The organism is Aureimonas sp. AU4 (assembly GCF_001463765.1).
GTDB lineage: Bacteria > Pseudomonadota > Alphaproteobacteria > Rhizobiales > Rhizobiaceae > Aureimonas.
This window is the reverse complement of the sequence record NZ_BBWK01000021.1, coordinates 48,990-66,384: the sequence shown is the minus strand read 5'-3', so window position 1 is coordinate 66,384 and position 17,395 is coordinate 48,990. Positions and strand designations below refer to the sequence as shown.

Sequence of the window (17,395 nt, the reverse complement as noted above, 5' to 3'; positions counted from 1 at the left end):
GAGGCCAGCCCCATAGGCCGTCCGCCCCGCATCGCGGGAGCCGCATTCTCCGCATGGGGGTATGCACACAAAGCATTGCCCTCGTTTTGCGCATTGCTTTAACTCGATGCAGAACGCGCCGGGGTCGCGCGTGGCCGTCAGGAGTCTTTCATGAGCCAGCATGTCCATGGTCTGTCCCTCGATCGTCGCGCGTTCCTGGCTTCCGCCACGGCCCTCGGCGCGGGTCTCCTGCTGCCGCCCGGCCTGCGCGGAGCGCGCGCCGAGGACGCGTCGCCCAAGCGCGGCGGGGTCCTGAAGCTCGGCATCGGCGGCGGCTCGACCTCGGACACGCTCGACCCGCGCAAGCTCACCGACTGGGTCCCGGTCAACCAGGCCTTCATGCTGATGAACGGGCTGGTCGAGATCGACAAGGACAACAAGGCCGTCCCCGAGCTCCTGGAAAGCTGGGAGGCCAAGCCCGGCGCGACGGAGTGGGTGTTCAACCTGCGCGGGGGCGTGACCTTCCACGACGGCAAGCCGCTGACCGTCGAGGACGTGATCTATTCGATCAACCTTCATCGCGGCGACACCTCGTCCGCCGCGCGCGCCGTCGCCGCCCAGCTCACCGACGTCCGCAAGCTGTCCGACACCCAGATCGCCGTCACGCTCGCCGAGGGCAACGCGGACCTGCCCTATGTCCTGTCGGACTACCATTTCCTGGTGGTGCCCGACGGTTTCACGGACTGGTCGAAGCCGGTGGGAACCGGCCCCTTCGTCTTCGAGAGCTACGATCCGGGCGTACGCTCGCGCTTCACGCGCAACCCGTCCTACTGGAAGGCGAACTGCGCCAATGTCGACGCCGTCGAGGTGATCGTCATCAACGACATCGCCGCGCGCACCAACGCGATGATGTCGGGCCAGGTCCACGCGATCAACCGCGTCGACTTCAAGACGGTGGATCTCCTGAAGCGCAGCCCGCGCCTCCAGATCGTCCAGTCGGCGGGCGGCCAGCACTTCACCTTCCTGATGGACTGCACGCAGGCCCCCTTCACCGACAACAACGTGCGCCTGGCTCTGAAGTACGGCGTGAACCGCGAGCAGCTTCTCCAGACGGCGCTGCGCGGCTACGGCCGGATCGGCAACGACCATCCCATCCCCTCGACGGACCCGTTCTTCGCCAAGGACCTCGCGCAGCGGACCTTTGATCCCGACAAGGCGCGCTACCACCTGAAACAGGCGGGGCTCGACCAGCTTTCCGTCACGCTCTCGGCCTCCGACGCCGCCTTCGCCGGCGCCGTGGACGCGGCCGCCGTTTATCGCACGGCGGCGCAAGGAGCGGGCATCGACATCGCCATCAAGCGCGAGCCCGCCGACGGCTACTGGGACAGCGTCTGGATGAAGGCGCCCTTCTGCATGTCCTACTGGGGCGGACGCCCGACGGCCGACCAGATGCTGTCGATCGCCTACCAGTCGACCTCCTCGCAGAACGACACGCACTGGAAGAACGCGGAGTTCGACAAGCTCCTGGTCGAGGCCCGCGCCATGCTGGACCAAGGGAAGCGCGCCGAGATCTACGCCCATCTGCAGGAGCTCGTCTCCAACGACGGCGGCGCCGTGATCCCGATGTTCGGCGACTATCTCGACGCCGTCTCGACGCAGGTGAAGGGCGTGACGCCCCATCCGATGTTCAACTTCATGGGCGCGCGGCTCGCCGAGAAGGTCTGGCTGGACGCCTGATGGCCGCGCTGATCCTCAAGCGGCTGGGCCTCGGCCTCGTCACGCTCTGGCTCGTCTCGGTGCTGATCTTCGCCGGGACGCAGATCCTGCCCGGCGACATCGCCTCGACCATCCTCGGGCAGAACGCGACGCCCCAGTCGCTGGCGCGCCTGCGCACCGAGCTCGGGCTCGACCAGCCCGCCGTCGCCCGCTACCTCGCGTGGCTGCAGGGCTTTGCGACCGGCGATCTCGGCAAGAGTCTCGCCAGCGGCCAGCCGGTGAGCGAGCTGCTCTGGCCGCGCTTCGGCGCGACCATGGCGCTTGCCGCCTATGCCGCCGTGATCGGCGTGCCGCTGGCGGTCGGGCTCGGCATCCTGACGGCGGTGCGGCGGGGAGGGCTGTTCGATCGCGCCGCCAACGTCCTGGCGCTGACCGCCGTGTCGCTGCCCGAATACTTCCTCGGCCTTCTCCTGATCCTCGTCTTCTCGGTTCAGACCAACTGGCTGCCGAGCTTGGCCGACACCTATCCCGGGATGGGCTTCTCCGCCTGGCTCCAGGCGACGACGCTGCCCATGCTGACGCTGCTCCTCGTCACCGTCGCGCAGATGATGCGCATGACGCGAACGGCGGTTCTGGCGGTGATGGACCGGCCCTATGTCGAGACGGGCTACCTGAAGGGCCTGTCGACGGCGCGCGTCGTCCTGCGCCACGCCACGCCCAACGCCGCCGCCCCGATCGTCAACGTCGTCGCCTTCAACGTCGCCTACCTCATCACCGGCGTCGTCCTGGTGGAGGCGGTCTTCAACTACAACGGCCTCGGCCGCTTCCTGGTGGACGCCGTCGCCAAGCGCGACTTTCCGCTCGTGCAGGCCGCGGCCATGGTGTTCGCCGCCGTCTACGTCCTTCTCAACATGGTGGCCGACATCGCGGCGATCGCCCTCAACCCGCGCCTGCGCCATCCTCGCTGAGCCATGAAGAAGCTTCCCCTGACCGCCTGGATCGGCCTCTTCATCGTGGCCGCCAACCTCGTCGCCTTCCTGTTCGGACCCGCGCTCGCCCCCTTCGGCGAGGAGCAGATGGTCGGCATGCCCTTCGATCCGCCCTCGGCTGAGCACTGGCTCGGCCTCGACCAGAACGGGCGCGACATGCTCTCGCGCGTGCTCGCGGGCGCCCAGATGTCGATCGGCGTCTCGCTCGCCGCCTCGCTCCTGTCCTTCTCGATCGGCATTCCGCTCGGCTTCCTCGCCGCGCTCGTCGGCGGCTGGTTCGACACGGTGCTGTCACGCTTCGTGGACACGGTGATGTGCGTGCCGGTGCTGATCTCGGCGCTGGTCGTCCTGCAGGCGCTCGGCTCGTCGCTGCCCGTTCTGATCGTCACGATCGCGCTTCTCGATTCCACGCGCGTCTTCCGCCTGTCGCGCGTCCTGGCCGAGGGCATCGCCGTGATGGAATATGCCGAGAGCGCGCGCCTACGCGGCGAGGGCTTCTGGTGGATGATCCGCCGCGAGATCCTGCCCAACGCCTTCGCGCCGCTGGTCGCCGAGTTCGGCCTGCGCTTCTGCTTCACCTTCCTGTTCGTCGCGGGCCTCTCCTTCCTCGGCCTCGGCGTCCAGCCCCCCTTCGCGGACTGGGGCGGCATGGTGCGCGACAACCAGCAGGGCATCCTCTACGGGCTCTACGCCCCGCTCTTTCCCGCCGCCGCGATCGCGCTCCTGACGGTGGGCGTCAACCTCGTAGTGGACTGGCTGCTCGCCGGCCGCACGCTGGTCCAGGGAGAGGGACGATGAGCGACACCGTTCTCTCCATGCGGGGCCTGCGCGTCGAGGCGCCCGGCGGCGCGGTTCTCGTCGACGGCATCGATCTCGATCTCCGGCGCGGCGAGGTGCTCGGCCTCATCGGCGAGTCGGGCGCGGGCAAGTCGACGGTCGGGCTCGCGGCGCTGGGCTACGGGCGCGGCGGCTGCCGCATCACGGGCGGCGAGGTCCGCGTGCTCGGCACCGAGCTCGTCTCGGGCGGCCGGGCCGCGCGCGAGCGCATCCGGGGCGTGACGGTCGCCTATGTCGCCCAGAGCGCGGCGGACGCCTTCAATCCCGCCATCCGGATCGGGGCGCAGGTCATCGAGGCGCCCGTGCGCCACGGCGTCATGACGCGCCGCGAGGCGCAAGCCTGGATGGTGGAGCTCTTCACCGCCCTGGAGCTTCCGTCGCCCGACACGTTCGGCGATCGCTTTCCCCATCAGGTCTCCGGCGGCCAGCTCCAGCGCGCGATGATCGCCATGGCCATGTCCTGCCGACCGGCGGTGATCGTTCTGGACGAGCCGACCACCGCGCTCGACGTCACCGTGCAGATCGAGGTCCTGGCCCTCCTGAAGCGCCTGATCGCGCGCTACGGCACGGCCGCGCTCTACATCACCCACGACCTCGCGGTGGTCGCGCAGGTGGCCGACAGGCTCCTCGTCCTGCGGCACGGGCAAGCGGTCGAGACCGGCGAGACGGCTGGGATCATCGGCGCGCCGAAGGCCGACTACACGCGCCGGCTGGTGGCCGAGCGCGAGGCGTCGCTCGGCGGCGACGGCGCCCATCACCAGGCCGGCGCGCCGCTCCTCGAGGTGTCGGACGTGACCGCCGCCTACGGGCGCACGACGGTGCTCGGCGGCGTCGGCTGCCGCCTCGCGCGCGGCGAGACGCTGGCGGTGGTTGGCGAGTCGGGGTCGGGCAAGTCCACGCTCGCCCGGGTCGTCACGGGGCTTCTGACCCCCGCATCGGGCGAGGTGCGCTTTGCCGGCGAGCGGCTGGCGCCCGGCTACCGCCGCCGCACGAAGGATCAGCTGCGGCGGATCCAGCTCGTCTACCAGCTGCCCGACGTCGCGCTCAACCCGCGCCAGACGGTCGGCGAGATCATCGGCCGCCCCGCGCGCTTCTACTTCGGCCTGAAGGGTGCCGCGCTCCGGGCGGAGACGGACCGCCTTCTCGACCAGATCGGGCTGCCCGCCGACTTCGCGGATCGCCTGCCCGGAGCCTTGTCGGGCGGCCAGAAGCAGCGCGTCTGCCTTGCCCGCGCGCTGGCCGCCAGGCCCGACCTCATCATCTGCGACGAGGTGACCTCGGCGCTCGATCCGCTGGTGGCCGAGGAGATCCTGCGCCTTCTGCGCCGGCTGCAGGACGAGCTCGGCGTCGCCTACCTCTTCATCACCCACGATCTCGGCGTCGTCAGGCGCCTGGCCGACCGCACCATGGTGATGCAGCGCGGCGCCGTGGTCGAGACGGGGCCGACGGCGGATATCTTCCGGCCGCCCTTCGAGCCCTATACCGAACGCCTCGTCGCCTCGATCCCCGAGCTGCGCACCGACTGGCTCGACGAGATCACGGCCCGCCGCGCGCTCGCCTGACCGCGCGGGACCGCGCCCCGACATCCATTCCCGAGACCATGGCCATGACCGTCGAGATCACCGAGCACCTTTGGGTCCCCCTGCGCGACGGCACGCGCCTCGGCGCGCGGCTCTGGCTGCCGGCAGGGGCGAGCGAGGCACCGGTCCCCGCGATCCTCGAATACATTCCCTATCGTAAGCACGACGGAACGCGCGGGCGCGACGAGCCCATGCACGGCTTCTTCGCCGAGAACGGCTATGCGGCGCTGCGCGTCGACATGCGCGGCACGGGCGAGTCCGACGGCCTGATGGACGACGAGTACCTCCTCCAGGAGCAGGAGGACGCGCTCGACGTCATCGCCTGGATCGCCGCGCAAGGCTGGTGCACGGGCTCGGTCGGCATGATGGGCAAGAGCTGGGGCGGCTTCAACGCTCTCCAGGTCGCCGCCCGCCGCCCGCCCGCCCTCAAGGCGATCATCTCGGCCTACTCCACCGACGACCGCTTCCGCGACGACATCCACTTCATGGGCGGATGCCTCCTCAACGACAATCTCTGGTGGGGCGCGATCATGCTCGCCTACCAGTCGCGCCCATTGGACCCCGCGATCGTCGGCGAGACCTGGCGCGAGCGCTGGATCGAGCGGCTCGAGCATCTGCCGCTCTTTCCCGCCCTGTGGATGCGTCACCAGCGCTACGACGACTACTGGAAGCACGGCTCGGTTCAGGAGGACTGGTCGGCGATCGAATGTCCGGTGCTCGCGGTGGGCGGGTGGGCCGACAGCTACACCAACGCGGTGCCCCGCCTTCTCGCCAACCTCCAGGTGCCGCGCCTCGGCATCATCGGCCCCTGGGGCCACATCTATCCGCAGGACGGCGTGCCCGGCCCGGCCATCGGCTTCCTCCAGGAGGCGGTGCGCTGGTGGGACCATTGGCTGAAGGGCGAGGACCGCGGCATCATGCGCGAGCCCATGCTGCGTGCCTGGCTGTCGGACAGCTACGCGCCGGCCGGCACGCGGACCCAAACGCCCGGGCGCTGGGTGGGCGAGCCCGCTATCCCATCGCCCGGCATCGCGATGCGCCCGCTCGGGCTCGGCGCGGACGGCTCGCTTCGGCTGGATGAAGCCGCCGGGGGCGGCGAGCGCTCGATCCGCTCGCCGCAGAGCCACGGGCGCGCGGGCGGCGAGTGGATGGGAACGGGCTGCGTCGGCGAGATGCCGGTGGACCAGCGGCTCGACGACGGCGGCGCGCTCGTGTTCGAGACGCCGGTCCTGGCCGAGCCGCTGCCGGTGCTGGGCGCACCCGTGCTTCACGTCCGGCTGCGGTCCGACGCCCCGCAGGCGCAGATCGCCGTGCGGCTGTCGGAGGTCCTGCCGGACGGCGCCGTCACGCGCGTCTCCTACCAGGTCCTGAACCTGTCCCACCGCGACGGACACGAGAGCCCCGAGGCGCTGGTGCCCGGCGAATGGGTGGACGTGCGTGTCACGCTCGGCGACTGCGGCCATCGCTTTGCGGCGGGAAGCCGCGTGCGCCTGGCGGTCGCCACCAGCTACTGGCCGCTGGTCTGGCCGGCGCCTCACGCCGCGACGCTGACGCTGGACACGGGCGCCAGCCGTTTGGAGCTGCCGATGCGCCGGCGCAACGACGATGCCTCCCCGGTCTTCCCGCCGCCGGCTCGGGGACCCGCGACCCCGGTGACGCAGCTCGATCCCGGCTCCGTGCGCCGCTGGTCGACGCAGGACCACGTGACGGGCGAGACGACCTACGTGACGGAGGGCGTCGGCGGCCTGTTCGGCGAGGGCGTCCTGCGCTTCGACGAGACCGGCACGGAGCTGTCGCACTCGCTGCGGCGAGAGCTGCGGATCCGCGACGACGATCCGCTCTCGGCGCGCTACGTCCTTGAGCAAAGCTACGAGATGGGGCGCGAGGGCTGGCGCACGCGGACGCAGACGCGCTGCGTCCTGACCGGCGACCGCGAGCGCTTCCATCTCACCGTGGAGCACGCGGCCTTCGAGGGCGACAAGCCCGTCTGGAGCCGCCGCTGGAACGAGACGATCGAGCGCGACAACCTTTGAGCCGAGGCGCCGTCGCGCGGTCCCGCCCGAACCGACCGTTCAGGCCGTTCCGAAGCGGGCGACGGTTCGCGCCGCGCCCTCCCGCAGGAGCTCCGAGAGCGCCCGCTCCACGGCGTCACGGAACGTGGCCGAGGCCGGCAGGTCGCGGCCGAAGACGGTCTCGAAGCCGAGGCACGCCGCCATGAGACCGGCCGCATCGGTGTGCCCGTGCGTCGCCTCGGCCAGATCCTTGGCAAGGGGGTCGCGCACGTCGATCGGCCCGCCGCGCTCGTCCGTGCCGCGCACATAGACCATCCAGGCCGCGACGCCGAGCGCCAGGCGATCGAAGGCCTCGCCGGCAGCCAGCCGGTCGCGGATCGTGCCGAGCAGGCGTTGCGGCAGCTTCTGCGAGCCGTCCATGGCGATCTGCCAGGTGCGGTGGCGCAGCGCCGGGTTCCGGAAGCGGGCGAGGAGCTGGTCGCGATAGGCGGCCAGATCGAAGCCGGGCAGGGGAGCGAGCGTCGGCGAGGCTTCCTCGCGCATCAGGCCCCGCAGGAGCGCCTCGAAGCCGGGGGCGCCCATCGTCTCCGCCACCGTCTCGTGGCCGGCGAGGTAGCCGAGATAGCTGAGCGTCGAGTGCGAGCCGTTGAGAAGGCGCAGCTTCATCAGCTCGAAGGGTTCGACCTCCCGCACGAAGGTGGCGTCCCAGGCCGGACGGCCCGCCGGAAAGCGGTCCTCGATCACCCATTGCGTGAAGGGCTCGGCCATGACGGGCCAGCGGTCCTCCTGTTCGAGCGCACCGGCCACCAGCGCCCGGTCGGCGTCCGTGGTGGCGGGCACGATGCGGTCCACCATGGAGGAGGGGAACGAGACCTCGGATTGGACGAAGCGGCCGAGCTCGGGATCGCGCAGCGCCGCGAAGCGCGCCACGACGCGCCCCGCCGTTTGCCCGTTGGCGGGAAGGTTGTCGCAGGACAGGACCGTGAAGGGCGGAATGCCGGCGGCCCGGCGGCGCGCGATCGCCTCGACCAGGAAGCCGACCGCGCTTTTCGGGCGGCCGGGATGGGCGAGGTCGTGCCGGATGTCGGGATGCGCCTCGTCGAGCTCGCCGGTGGCGGGAAGGTGGCAGTAGCCCTTCTCGGTGACCGTGAGGGAGACGATGCGCGTGTCCGCCGCGCACAGGCGGGCGAGCACGGCTTCCGGGTCCTCGGGCGCGACCAGCGACTCGAGGATCGCGCCGATCACGTGGAACCGGTCGCCCGAGCCGTCGCGGACGGCGAGCGTGTAGAGCCCGTCCTGCGGCTGGAGCGCGTCGCGCGTCTCGGGCGAACGGAGCGACACGCCGCAGATGCCCCAGCCCAAGTCGCCACCCGCCAGCACCGCGTCCGTATAGGCCGCCTGATGGGCGCGGTGGAACGCGCCGAGGCCGAGATGCACGATGCCGGTCCGGGCGCCGGCGCGGTCGAAGGCGGGCCGCGCCACCTTGGCGGGGAGACGGTCGAGCGTCGTATTCGACAGGCGGGTCATCGGGGCCTCAGTGTGCGGGCTGGGACTGCTTGGCGCGCGCCACGATCTGCGTCGGGTTGACGAATCGAAGGGCCAGGACGAGCCAGAACAGGGTCGTGATCATGTACACCACCGCCATGGCGTCGATCGACTGCGAGGCGCGCACGCCCGAGGCGAAGACCGCGTAGTAGAGCGAGACCACCAGCGTTTGGCTGGTCGGGCCGGCGACCAGGAAGGTCAGCTCGAACATGGCGATCGTGCGCACCAGCACGAGAAGCAGCGCCGCCAGCATGCCGGGCAGGAGAAGCGGCAGGAGGATGCGGGTGAAGAGGCTGGTGGTGCCCGCGCCGAAGACGCGGGCGGCCGCCTCGATGCGCGGGTCGATCTGCTCGATGAAGGGGATCATCACCAGCACCACGAAGGGGATCGAGGGCACGAGGTTGATGATCACGACGCCCCAGAACGTTCCGCCGAGACCCACCTGGTAGAGAAGTGTGGCGAGCGGGATGCCGTATGTGAGCGGGGGCACGAGCAGCGGCAGGAGGAACAGGAGGATCGCGAAGCGCTTGCCGGGAAAGTCGCGCCGCGCCAGCGCGTAGGCCGTGGTGATGCCGATGAGGCCCGACAGGAGCGTGACCAGGAAGACGATCCGGAAGGTGACCGACAGGACCTCCGTCAGCTGGAACTCGCGCCAGGCCGAGACGTACCAGCGCGTCGTCCAGTCCACCGGCAGCCAGGTGCCGAGCCACCGCGTGGCGAACGAGTTCGTCACCACGGTCGCGATGACGCCGAGAAGGTTGAGGACGAAGAGGACGACGACCGCCCAGACGGCGGTGCGCCACAGCTTCGAGCCGATGCCTTGATCGCGGATCATGGTGTCACCCCTTCGTTCCGCCGGCCGGGCCGCGATAGAACAGGCCGCGCACGCCCAGCACCAGGAGAACCACGGCGAGCTGCACGAGGCCCATGATGATGGCGATCGCCGAGCCCAGCGAATGGTCGTACTGCTCGAAGGCCGCCGAATAGGCGGCGATCGAGATGACGCGCGTCGGGCCCGCCGGCGCGCCGAGAAGCACCGCCGACGGGAACACGGCGAAGGCCTGCACGAAGGCGAGGCAGAAGGTGACGGCGAGCCCCGGCACGAGAAGCGGCAGGAAGATGCGCGTGAAGCGCCGGCGCGCGTTGGCGCCGAGCGTGGCGGCGGCCTGCTCGATCGCGGGATCGATGCCCGAGACGTAGGAGAGCGTCAGCAGGAAGGCGAAGGGAAAGCCGGTGATCAGCAGCGAGGCGAAGACGCCCCAGTAGTTGTTGGTGAGGCGCAGCGGGGCGTCGATCAGCCCGATCAGCATCAGGGACTGGTTGAACCAGCCGCGCGGCCCGAGGAAGTTCAGGAGCCCTTCGGCCACCAGCACCGTGCCGAGCGTGATCGGCAGGACGAGGAGCGTGGTGAGAAGGCGCTGGCGCCGCATCAGCCGGACGCGGAAGGCGATCGGCACGGCGAGCGCGAGGTTCACGATCGTGACCGGCAGGGCCAGCCAGAGCGTCGCGCCGATCGTGTCGTAGAGAAACGGGTCGGAGAAGAAGCGTCGGTAGTTCTCGTACCAGGCGCCCTCGAGGGGCGTGAGCGAGTCCACGAGGCCGTAGAGGAAGGGATAGACGAAGAGCGCGAGCACCGCCGCAAGACCCGGCAGGACGAGAAGCGTCGTGCCGTCGATGCCCCGGGCCGCCAGGCGCAGCCGCAGCGAGGGACGCGCGGCGCGCGCGGAAGGGGGGGCGAGGGCTGCGCGGCTCATGCGGCCTCGGCGGGAAAGACGAGCGTGCGCGCGGGATCGAAGCTCAGGGCGACGCGGCGCCCGTGCGCCAGATGGCCTTCGGAGCGGAAGAAGACGAGCGTGCCGTCGGCGAGCGCCGCCGAGCCGAACCAGGCGCGGCCGCGATACTCGATCGAGCGCACCTCGGCGGGCAGGCCCTCCGCGGCGCCGGCGACCAGGTCTTCCGGGCGCACCGAGATCGAGACGGCCGAGCCCGGCGCATGGCCGCGCGCGGGCGGCAGCGTCAGCCGCGCGCCCGCCGCCTCGACCGTGCCGTCCGCGTCGAGGACGCGCGCGGGGATGCGCGTGCGAAAGCCCATGAAGTCGGCGACGTCGCCATGCGCGGGACGCTCGTAGAGATCCTCGGGCGCGCCGACCTGCCGGATCACGCCGTTCGCCATGACGACGATGCGGTCGGCCAGCGACAGCGCCTCGTCCTGGTCGTGCGTGACGTAGATGGTGGTGGAGCCGATCGCCTCATGGATGGCGCGGATCTCGGCGCGCATCTCCAGGCGCAGCTTGGCGTCGAGGTTGGAGAGCGGCTCGTCCATCAGGACGACGGGCGGGCGGATCACGATGGCGCGGGCGATCGCGACGCGCTGCTGCTGGCCGCCCGAGAGCTGCCCCGGCAGCTTGTCGGCCTGGTTGCGCAGGCGCACGAGGTCGAGCGCGGCGTCGATCCGCGCGTCGGCCTCGGCGTGCGGCACGCCCTGCATGGCGAGGCCGAAGCCCACGTTCTTCCGGATCGTCATGTGCGGAAACAGCGCGTAGCTCTGGAACACCATGCCGAAGCCGCGCTTCTCGGGCTCCAGCTCGTGGATCGGGCGTCCGTCAAGGCGGATCTCGCCGCCCGTCAGGGGCAGGAGGCCGGCGATGCAGTTGAGCGCCGTGGACTTGCCGCAGCCCGACGGCCCGAGGAGGGCGATGAACTCGCCGCCCTCGACGGCGAGGTCGATCCCGTCCAGCGCCGTGTAGGAGCCGAAGGCCCGGCGCAGGCCGACGAGTTCCAGGCGGCCTCCGTCGGCATGGGGCGAGGCGGCGCGCCCGGCGGGCTGGGTCGGTGAGGAATGGGCATTCATCGCGAACGGCCTCCGGACGGCGGGCAGGGAAGGGCGGCGGCCGGTGCGGGTGCGGCCGCCGCGATGGGGGAAGGGCGTCAGCCCTTCTTGGCGCCGATCCGCTCGTCCCAGATGCGGAAGGCGGCGACGAGCTTGTCGGCGTCGAGCGGGATCTCCATCGGATTGCCGGCGATCCACTCGTCGTATTGCGGCCGGCCGAACTCCTTGATCGCCGCCTGGCTCGACTCGGGCGCCATGGACAGGGGCACGTCCTTCACCGCCGGGCCGGGATAGAAGTAGCCCTCGTCATAGGCGTAGGCCTGGGACTCGGGCGTCAGCATGAAGTTCATGAGGTCGAGGAGAACGGCGAGCTTCTCCGGGGCGACGCCCTTGGGCACCACCATGTAGTGGGCGTCCGTCACCCAGTGGAAACCCTGGAGCGTTCCGACCTCGGCCTCGGCCGGCACGGTGCCGAGCACGCGTGGGTTGATGTCCCAGCCCGTGGTGGAGACGACGATGTCGCGCGTGCCCTCGCCGAACTCGCGCATGGTCTGCGTCGTGCCGGACGCGTAGTACTCGACATTCTGCCCCAGCGCCTCGAGGAAGGCCCAGGTCTTCTCCCAGCCCTTCTCGGGATCGCGCGGGTCGCTGTCGCCCAGGAGGTAGGGCAGGCCCATCAGGAAGGTGCGGCCCGGGCCGGAGTTGGCGGGGCGCGCGTAGATGAACTTGTTGGGGTTCGCCTTGGTCCAGGCCAGCAGCTCTTCGGCGGTCTTGGGCGGCGTCGGCACGCGGTCGGGCATGTACTCGATCAGGGGCCCGGACGGGTAGTAGGAGACGACCACCCCGTGATTCTTCGCCATGCCCTGCATCTTGAAGGCCTGGGGAATGTAGATGCCCTCGAGGTTGGGCAGATCCGCCATGTAGGGCGACAGGTCCGTCCAGATGCCCTGGTCGAGACCGGCCGAGAGCGCGTCGGTGCCGGTGAGCACGAGGTCGATGTCGACCCGGCCCGCCGCCTGCTGCGCCCGCAGCTTGCCCGGTAGCTCGGGCGCGGGCGCCTTGGTGAAGGCGATGCGGCTCGCCCATTCGGGTTTGGCCGCCGTGTAGCGTTCCATCGCGGCCTGCGTGAGGGCAAGGTTACCCGCCACGTCCGCGACCGTGATCGTGACGGGGCTGGAGGGCGCCTGGAGCGCGGCGAAGGCGCGGCCGCCGAAGACGGTGACGCCGGCAGCGGCCGCTGCGGTCGTCGCCATGAAGCGCCTGCGGGTGATGGTCATTGGCAAATCCTCCCAGATCGCACCGGCAAAGGGGCCGGCTCCCTTGAGGTCAAAGTCGGTAGGCCTGCTTGGCAAGGCCGTAGGCAAGCTCGTGCGCGGTCTCGTGCGCCTCGTCCTCGTCGAGGCGCCCGTCGGCGACGAGGCGGGCGAGATAGGCGCAGTCGACGCGCCGCGCCATGTCGTGGCGCGCGGGGATCGACAGGAAGGCGCGCGTGTCGTCGTTGAAGCCGACCGTGTTGCGGAAGCCCGCCGTCTCGGTGGTCGTCTCGCGGAAGCGCCGCATGCCTTCCGGGCTGTCGAAGAACCACCAGGGCGGCCCGAGCCGCAGGGCGGGGTAGTGGCCGGCGAGCGGGGCGAGCTCGCGGCCGAAGGCGGTCTCGTCCAGCGTGAAGAGGATCACGGTCACGGAAGGGTCGTTGCCGACCGCCGCGAGCAGCGGGCGCAGCGCCTCCACATAGTCGGTCGGGCCCGGAATGTCGGCGCCCTTGTCGAAGCCGAAGCGCTGGAAGACGGCGGGGTTGTGGTTGCGCCGCGAGCCGGGATGGATCTGCATGACGAGCCCGTCGTCACGGCTCATGCGCGCCATCTCGGTGAGCATCTGGGCGCGGAAGAGCTCGCGCTCGCCCGCATCCGCCGTGCCCGCGCGGACCCGGTCGAAGAGGCGGGCCGCCTCGGCGGATCCGAGATCGGCCGTGCGCGCGCTCGGGTGGCCGTGGTCGCTCGCGGTCGCCCCGCGCTCTCGGAAATAGGCCCGGCGCGCGCGATGCGCGGCCAGATAGCCCTCCCACGTGTCGGGCTCGCCGGCCAGGGCCGTGAAGCCGGCCAGCGCCTCCGCGAAGCCGGGCCTGTCGGGGTCCACCACCGCGTCGGGGCGGTAGGTCGGAACGACCCGACCGTTCCAGCCGCTTCGGCGGATCGCGTCGTGATGCCGGAGGTCGTCGGTAGCGGCGTCGGTGGTCGCGATCACCTCGATGCGGAAGCGCTCCATGAGCTCGCGCGGCCGCATGGCGTCGCTCGCCAGCGCCTCGGCGATGCGGTCGTAGAGCGCGTCGGCATTGGCTTCCGACAGGCGCTCCTCGATGCCGAAGACATCCTGCATCGAATGCTCGAACCACAGGCGCGAGGGCGTGCCGCGAAACAGCGCGTAGTGCCGGGCGAAGAGCCGCCAGATGGCGCGTCCGTCGGTTTCCACGGAGCCGCCGTCCGCGCGCGGCACGCCGAGCGCCTCCAGCGGCACGCCTTGGCTGTAGAGCATGCGGAAGATGTAGTGGTCGGGCACCACGAACAACGCGGCGGGATCGGGAAAGCGCGGGTTCTCGGCATACCAGACCGGCTCGGTATGGCCGTGCGGCGAGACGATCGGCAACGACGCGACCTCGGCGAAGAGCCGGCGCGCGACGGCTCTTGCCTCAGGCTCGATGGGCAGGAGCCGGTCCGGATGAAGCGCCATGCGAAGTCCCCCCGAAGGTCTGCGTCCCGTCTTCCCGCCGGGATGCGACCTTGGCACGATGTAGCAACTGGTATATTAGAATGTCAAACGAGATTGGCAGCGGACCCCTCATGTCGCAGAGCGCACCCCGATCCGACGACGACCCGGCGCCCGCCGCGCCGGTCGTTCTGCGGCGCGTGACGTCGGCGACGCAGATCTTCGACGCGCTGCGCAACGAGATCGTCGCCCTGAAACTGCCGCCCGGAACGCCGCTCGCGGACCGGAGCCTCGTGGAGCGCTTCGGCGTCAGCCGCACGCCGGTGCGCGAGGCGCTGATCCGGCTTGCCGAGATCGGGCTGGTGGACGTGCGGCCCCAGAGCGGGACCTTCGTCTCGCGCGTGCCGGTGAACGCGATCCCCGAGGCGGTGCTGGTGCGCAAGGCGCTGGAGGGGGTGACCGTCGAGAAGGCGGCCGAGCGCGGCGCGCCGGCGCGCATGAGCCGCATCGACGCGGCGATCGCACGCCAGAAGGCGGCGGCTGCCGCCGGCGACAACGACGACTTCCACGAGGCCGACGAGGGCTTCCACGCCGCGATCGCCGATCTTGCCGGCCATCCCGGCATCTGGACCCTGCTCGCCCAGACCAAAGTCCAGATCGACCGTGCCCGGCGCCTGACGCTGCCGGTGCTCGGCCGCATGGACCACGTGATCGGGGAGCACGAGGTCATTCGCGCCCGCATCGCCGCGGGCGACCTGCCGGGCGCGCGAGCCGCCATGATGCATCACCTCGACGCCGTCATTCCCGACGTCGACGAGCTGAAGGGGCGCTACCCCCAGTATTTTAGCTGAAACGATCCCGGCGCGCCGCGCGCCGGACGGGAGACGACGACGCATGCGCCAAGGCTGGAGATGGTTCGGACCGGAGGCACCGGTGACGCTCGACGAGGTTCGGCAGGTCGGCGCGACCGACGTCGTCTCCGCGCTTCACGAGGTGCCGATCGGCGCGGTCTGGACGCAGGCGGCCGTCGAGGCGCGGCGCGACCTCATCGAGACGACGCCGCCCGGCCGCGTGCCGCTGCGCTGGAGCGTGGTGGAAAGCATCCCCATCCCGGACGCCGTGAAGCGCACGGGGGCCGAGGCGCGGGGCGAGATCGAGAGCTGGATCGCCAGCCTGGAGAGCGTCGCGAAGGCCGGCATCGGTGTCGTCTGCTACAACTTCATGCCGGTCGTCGACTGGTGCCGCACCGAGCTCGACCACGTGATCGAGACGGGCGCGACGGCGATGCGCTTCGACATCGAGACCTTCGCGGCCTTCGAGCTCCACATCCTCGAGCGGCCGGGGGCCGAGCGGGACTATACGGATGGCGAACGCGCGCGGGCGCGGACCCGCTTCGAGGCGATGGGCGAGCGCGAGGTCGCAGACCTCACGCGCAACATCGCGAGCGCCTTGCCGGGCTCGACCACCGAGCCGATGACCATTCCCGGCTTCCGCGACAGGCTCGCGCAGTACGGTGGCGTCGACGCCGCGCGCCTTCGCCGCCACCTCGTGGAGTTCCTCCAAGCGGTCGCGCCGGCCGCCGAGGCGCTCGGCGTCAAGCTGACGCTCCATCCCGACGATCCGCCGCGCCCGCTCTTCGGCCTGCCGCGCGTCGCCTCGACCGCCGAGGACTACGCCGCGCTGTTCGAGGCCGTGCCCTCAAGCGCCAACGGCATGTGCCTGTGCACGGGGAGCCTCGGGGTGCGGCCGGAGAACGACCTGCCGGCCATCGCGCGGCGGTTTTCAGACCGCATCCACTTCGCGCACCTGCGCAACACGCGGCGCGAGGCGGACCCGCGCACGTTCCACGAGTCGGCCCATCTCGACGGCGACACCGACATGGTCGCGGTGCTACGCGAGCTCGTCGCCGAGGACCGGCGGCGCGAGCGGGGGCAGACGATCGTCTTCCGCTCCGACCACGGCCACCGGATGCTGGACGACCTCGCCAAGGAGGTCACGCCCGGCTATCCGGCGACGGGGCGCATGCGGGGTCTGGCCGAACTACGCGGCGTCCTCCACGCGCTCGGCCATCCGCCGGAAGGGACCTGGGCGCGGCCGGGGCCTTGAGGTTCAGTCCAGCGCGGGCGCGCGGCTCGGCTCGTGCAGGGGGCAGCCGTTGAGGCCGCTGCGATAGTCCTGGATCGCGGGGTAGACGACCCGGCGCGCCCGCATGACGGCGCCCAGCGGCCGGTGCGCCTCGATCCCGTGCCAGGGGCGGAAGGCGGTGCGCCCGTCGATCGCCTCGGATCGCTCCTCGGACCAGCTGGTCTGCGCGGGAACGGTGATCGTGGCGAGCGGGATGTAGGGGTTGTCGTCCTCGGGCCAAGGGATCGAGGCGTCCTCGACCGGGTTCGCCTCGGCGTCGCGGCAGAGCTGGGCGCGCAGCGTCCAGGCGCCGCCCTCGCGCGTGAAGACGTCGAGGAGGTTCTCCCGGATGGCGTTCTCGCCCCGGCTCTCGTCGATCGGCTTGTCGGTCAGGGCGCGGAAGTTGTCGGACTCGGGCACGATGTCGAACTTGGCGATGTAGTCGCCAAAGCGTAGCGGGGCCTGCGTGTAGTAGCGGTCGCCGATCGGGTTGGTCGCGGGATAGCCGCCGAAGCCCTTGAGCGTCGCGCTCTCCAGGTGGACCGCTTCCAGCGCGCGCTCGATCGGCTGAAGCACCTTGGAGAGCGCCTCCTTGGCCCATTCCGCGCGGTCGGTGGTCTTGGCGAGAAGCCGCACGTTCGAAAGGAAGCCTTCGGGCCGCGCGGCCTGGAAGGCGGGACCGGTCGCCATCAGGAAGTCCTGCGTGGTCTCGTCCTCCGAGCCCGGCAGGCGCTCGCCGTCGACGCCGATGACCTTCACCGAGAAGCCGCGCGGGAGCGAGACGCTGTCGCGGATCGGATCGCCGGGAATGGCGGACATGCGGATCAGGACGGGATAGCGCCGCCCCCGCTCGAAGATGCCCTGCGCCTGCTCGTCGGCGAGATCGTCGTGGACCCGCAGCTCGCCTTCCAGGAGCGCGTGGCTCTTGGCATGGACGCCACGCTGGGCGGTGCCGAGATCCTCGTGCGTCTTGGCGACGATGCCGCGAAAGGCCTCGATCAGCCCCTGCGCCGTCGCCTCCTCGTCACCTTCCGTGACCTCGATGGCGGGCGTGTAGCGAAGCGGTGGCTTGGGCATGGG

Annotated in this window: 14 protein-coding genes; 7 read left to right on the top strand and 7 right to left on the bottom strand. The window is 70.9% G+C overall.

All coding sequences use genetic code 11. The features are described from left to right. Nucleotides 1-150: 150 nt before the first annotated feature. Genes AUL35_RS07610 through AUL35_RS07590 form a run of 5 tightly spaced genes read left to right on the top strand, consistent with a single transcriptional unit; the run spans nucleotide 151 to nucleotide 7,134 of the window. Entirely contained in the window at nucleotides 151-1,716 is a 1,566-nt protein-coding gene (locus AUL35_RS07610; protein WP_062013645.1) for an ABC transporter substrate-binding protein, read from the top strand. Then, nucleotides 1,716-2,663, top strand: coding sequence for an ABC transporter permease (locus AUL35_RS07605; protein ID WP_062013644.1), 948 nt, complete (start codon nucleotides 1,716-1,718; stop codon nucleotides 2,661-2,663). The genes AUL35_RS07610 and AUL35_RS07605 overlap by 1 nt, the downstream gene beginning before the upstream one ends. A 3-nt stretch (nucleotides 2,664-2,666) precedes the next feature. Next, nucleotides 2,667-3,482 carry an ABC transporter permease gene (locus AUL35_RS07600; RefSeq protein WP_062013643.1) on the top strand — a complete coding sequence of 272 codons (816 nt, stop codon included), beginning with the start codon at nucleotides 2,667-2,669 and terminating at the stop codon, nucleotides 3,480-3,482. Continuing rightward, entirely contained in the window at nucleotides 3,479-5,083 is a 1,605-nt protein-coding gene (locus tag AUL35_RS07595; protein WP_062013641.1) for an ABC transporter ATP-binding protein, read from the top strand. Before AUL35_RS07600 ends, AUL35_RS07595 begins: the two co-directional genes overlap by 4 nt. A gap of 44 nt (nucleotides 5,084-5,127) precedes the next feature. After that, nucleotides 5,128-7,134: a CocE/NonD family hydrolase gene (locus tag AUL35_RS07590; RefSeq protein ID WP_062013736.1), complete on the top strand. Its 2,007-nt coding sequence runs from the start codon at nucleotides 5,128-5,130 to the stop codon at nucleotides 7,132-7,134. 39 nt (nucleotides 7,135-7,173) lie between these two features. On the opposite strand, the gene AUL35_RS07585 is transcribed toward AUL35_RS07590, so the two are convergent. The 6 genes from AUL35_RS07585 to uxaC all read right to left on the bottom strand — a co-directional run bounded on the left by AUL35_RS07585 (nucleotide 7,174) and on the right by uxaC (nucleotide 14,215). Beyond that, complete coding sequence (locus AUL35_RS07585) at nucleotides 7,174-8,640, bottom strand: mannitol dehydrogenase family protein (protein ID WP_062013639.1); 1,467 nt, start codon at nucleotides 8,638-8,640, stop codon at nucleotides 7,174-7,176. 7 nt (nucleotides 8,641-8,647) lie between these two features. After that, nucleotides 8,648-9,493 (bottom strand): ABC transporter permease, encoded by an 846-nt coding sequence (locus tag AUL35_RS07580; protein ID WP_062013637.1) that lies wholly within the window; start codon nucleotides 9,491-9,493, stop codon nucleotides 8,648-8,650. Nucleotides 9,494-9,497: 4 nt separating this feature from the next. Then, nucleotides 9,498-10,412, bottom strand: coding sequence for an ABC transporter permease (locus AUL35_RS07575; protein WP_062013635.1), 915 nt, complete (start codon nucleotides 10,410-10,412; stop codon nucleotides 9,498-9,500). Further along, a complete protein-coding gene (locus AUL35_RS07570) occupies nucleotides 10,409-11,509 on the bottom strand; it encodes an ABC transporter ATP-binding protein (RefSeq protein WP_062013633.1) in 1,101 nt (366 codons plus the stop codon). Before AUL35_RS07570 ends, AUL35_RS07575 begins: the two co-directional genes overlap by 4 nt. Nucleotides 11,510-11,586: 77 nt before the next feature. Further along, complete coding sequence (locus tag AUL35_RS07565; RefSeq protein WP_062013631.1) at nucleotides 11,587-12,765, bottom strand: ABC transporter substrate-binding protein; 1,179 nt, start codon at nucleotides 12,763-12,765, stop codon at nucleotides 11,587-11,589. A 49-nt stretch (nucleotides 12,766-12,814) separates the two neighbouring features. Then, entirely contained in the window at nucleotides 12,815-14,215 is a 1,401-nt protein-coding gene (uxaC, locus tag AUL35_RS07560) for a glucuronate isomerase (protein ID WP_062013629.1), read from the bottom strand. A 110-nt stretch (nucleotides 14,216-14,325) separates the two neighbouring features. Between uxaC and AUL35_RS07555 the strand changes: the two genes are divergently transcribed. Then, the gene (locus AUL35_RS07555) at nucleotides 14,326-15,042 is read left to right on the top strand and encodes a GntR family transcriptional regulator (RefSeq protein ID WP_062013627.1); all 717 of its coding nucleotides are present in this window, start codon (nucleotides 14,326-14,328) and stop codon (nucleotides 15,040-15,042) included. A gap of 43 nt (nucleotides 15,043-15,085) precedes the next feature. Then, nucleotides 15,086-16,297 carry a mannonate dehydratase gene (gene uxuA, locus AUL35_RS07550; RefSeq protein WP_062013625.1) on the top strand — a complete coding sequence of 404 codons (1,212 nt, stop codon included), beginning with the start codon at nucleotides 15,086-15,088 and terminating at the stop codon, nucleotides 16,295-16,297. A 3-nt stretch (nucleotides 16,298-16,300) separates the two neighbouring features. Here uxuA and AUL35_RS07545 read toward each other — a convergent pair whose 3' ends face one another. Continuing rightward, nucleotides 16,301-17,392: a catalase family protein gene (locus tag AUL35_RS07545; RefSeq protein ID WP_062013623.1), complete on the bottom strand. Its 1,092-nt coding sequence runs from the start codon at nucleotides 17,390-17,392 to the stop codon at nucleotides 16,301-16,303. Nucleotides 17,393-17,395 lie beyond the last annotated feature (3 nt).

Coding starts and splice junctions, on each gene's coding strand:
- AUL35_RS07590 (WP_062013736.1), top strand. CDS start 5,128: ATGACCGTCGAGATCACCGAGCACCTTTGGGTCCCCCTGCGCGACGGC.
- AUL35_RS07605 (WP_062013644.1), top strand. CDS start 1,716: ATGGCCGCGCTGATCCTCAAGCGGCTGGGCCTCGGCCTCGTCACGCTC.
- AUL35_RS07575 (WP_062013635.1), bottom strand. CDS start 10,412: ATGAGCCGCGCAGCCCTCGCCCCCCCTTCCGCGCGCGCCGCGCGTCCC.
- AUL35_RS07545 (WP_062013623.1), bottom strand. CDS start 17,392: ATGCCCAAGCCACCGCTTCGCTACACGCCCGCCATCGAGGTCACGGAA.
- uxaC (WP_062013629.1), bottom strand. CDS start 14,215: ATGGCGCTTCATCCGGACCGGCTCCTGCCCATCGAGCCTGAGGCAAGA.
- AUL35_RS07610 (WP_062013645.1), top strand. CDS start 151: ATGAGCCAGCATGTCCATGGTCTGTCCCTCGATCGTCGCGCGTTCCTG.
- AUL35_RS07565 (WP_062013631.1), bottom strand. CDS start 12,765: ATGACCATCACCCGCAGGCGCTTCATGGCGACGACCGCAGCGGCCGCT.
- AUL35_RS07600 (WP_062013643.1), top strand. CDS start 2,667: ATGAAGAAGCTTCCCCTGACCGCCTGGATCGGCCTCTTCATCGTGGCC.
- uxuA (WP_062013625.1), top strand. CDS start 15,086: ATGCGCCAAGGCTGGAGATGGTTCGGACCGGAGGCACCGGTGACGCTC.
- AUL35_RS07580 (WP_062013637.1), bottom strand. CDS start 9,493: ATGATCCGCGATCAAGGCATCGGCTCGAAGCTGTGGCGCACCGCCGTC.
- AUL35_RS07585 (WP_062013639.1), bottom strand. CDS start 8,640: ATGACCCGCCTGTCGAATACGACGCTCGACCGTCTCCCCGCCAAGGTG.
- AUL35_RS07555 (WP_062013627.1), top strand. CDS start 14,326: ATGTCGCAGAGCGCACCCCGATCCGACGACGACCCGGCGCCCGCCGCG.
- AUL35_RS07595 (WP_062013641.1), top strand. CDS start 3,479: ATGAGCGACACCGTTCTCTCCATGCGGGGCCTGCGCGTCGAGGCGCCC.
- AUL35_RS07570 (WP_062013633.1), bottom strand. CDS start 11,509: ATGAATGCCCATTCCTCACCGACCCAGCCCGCCGGGCGCGCCGCCTCG.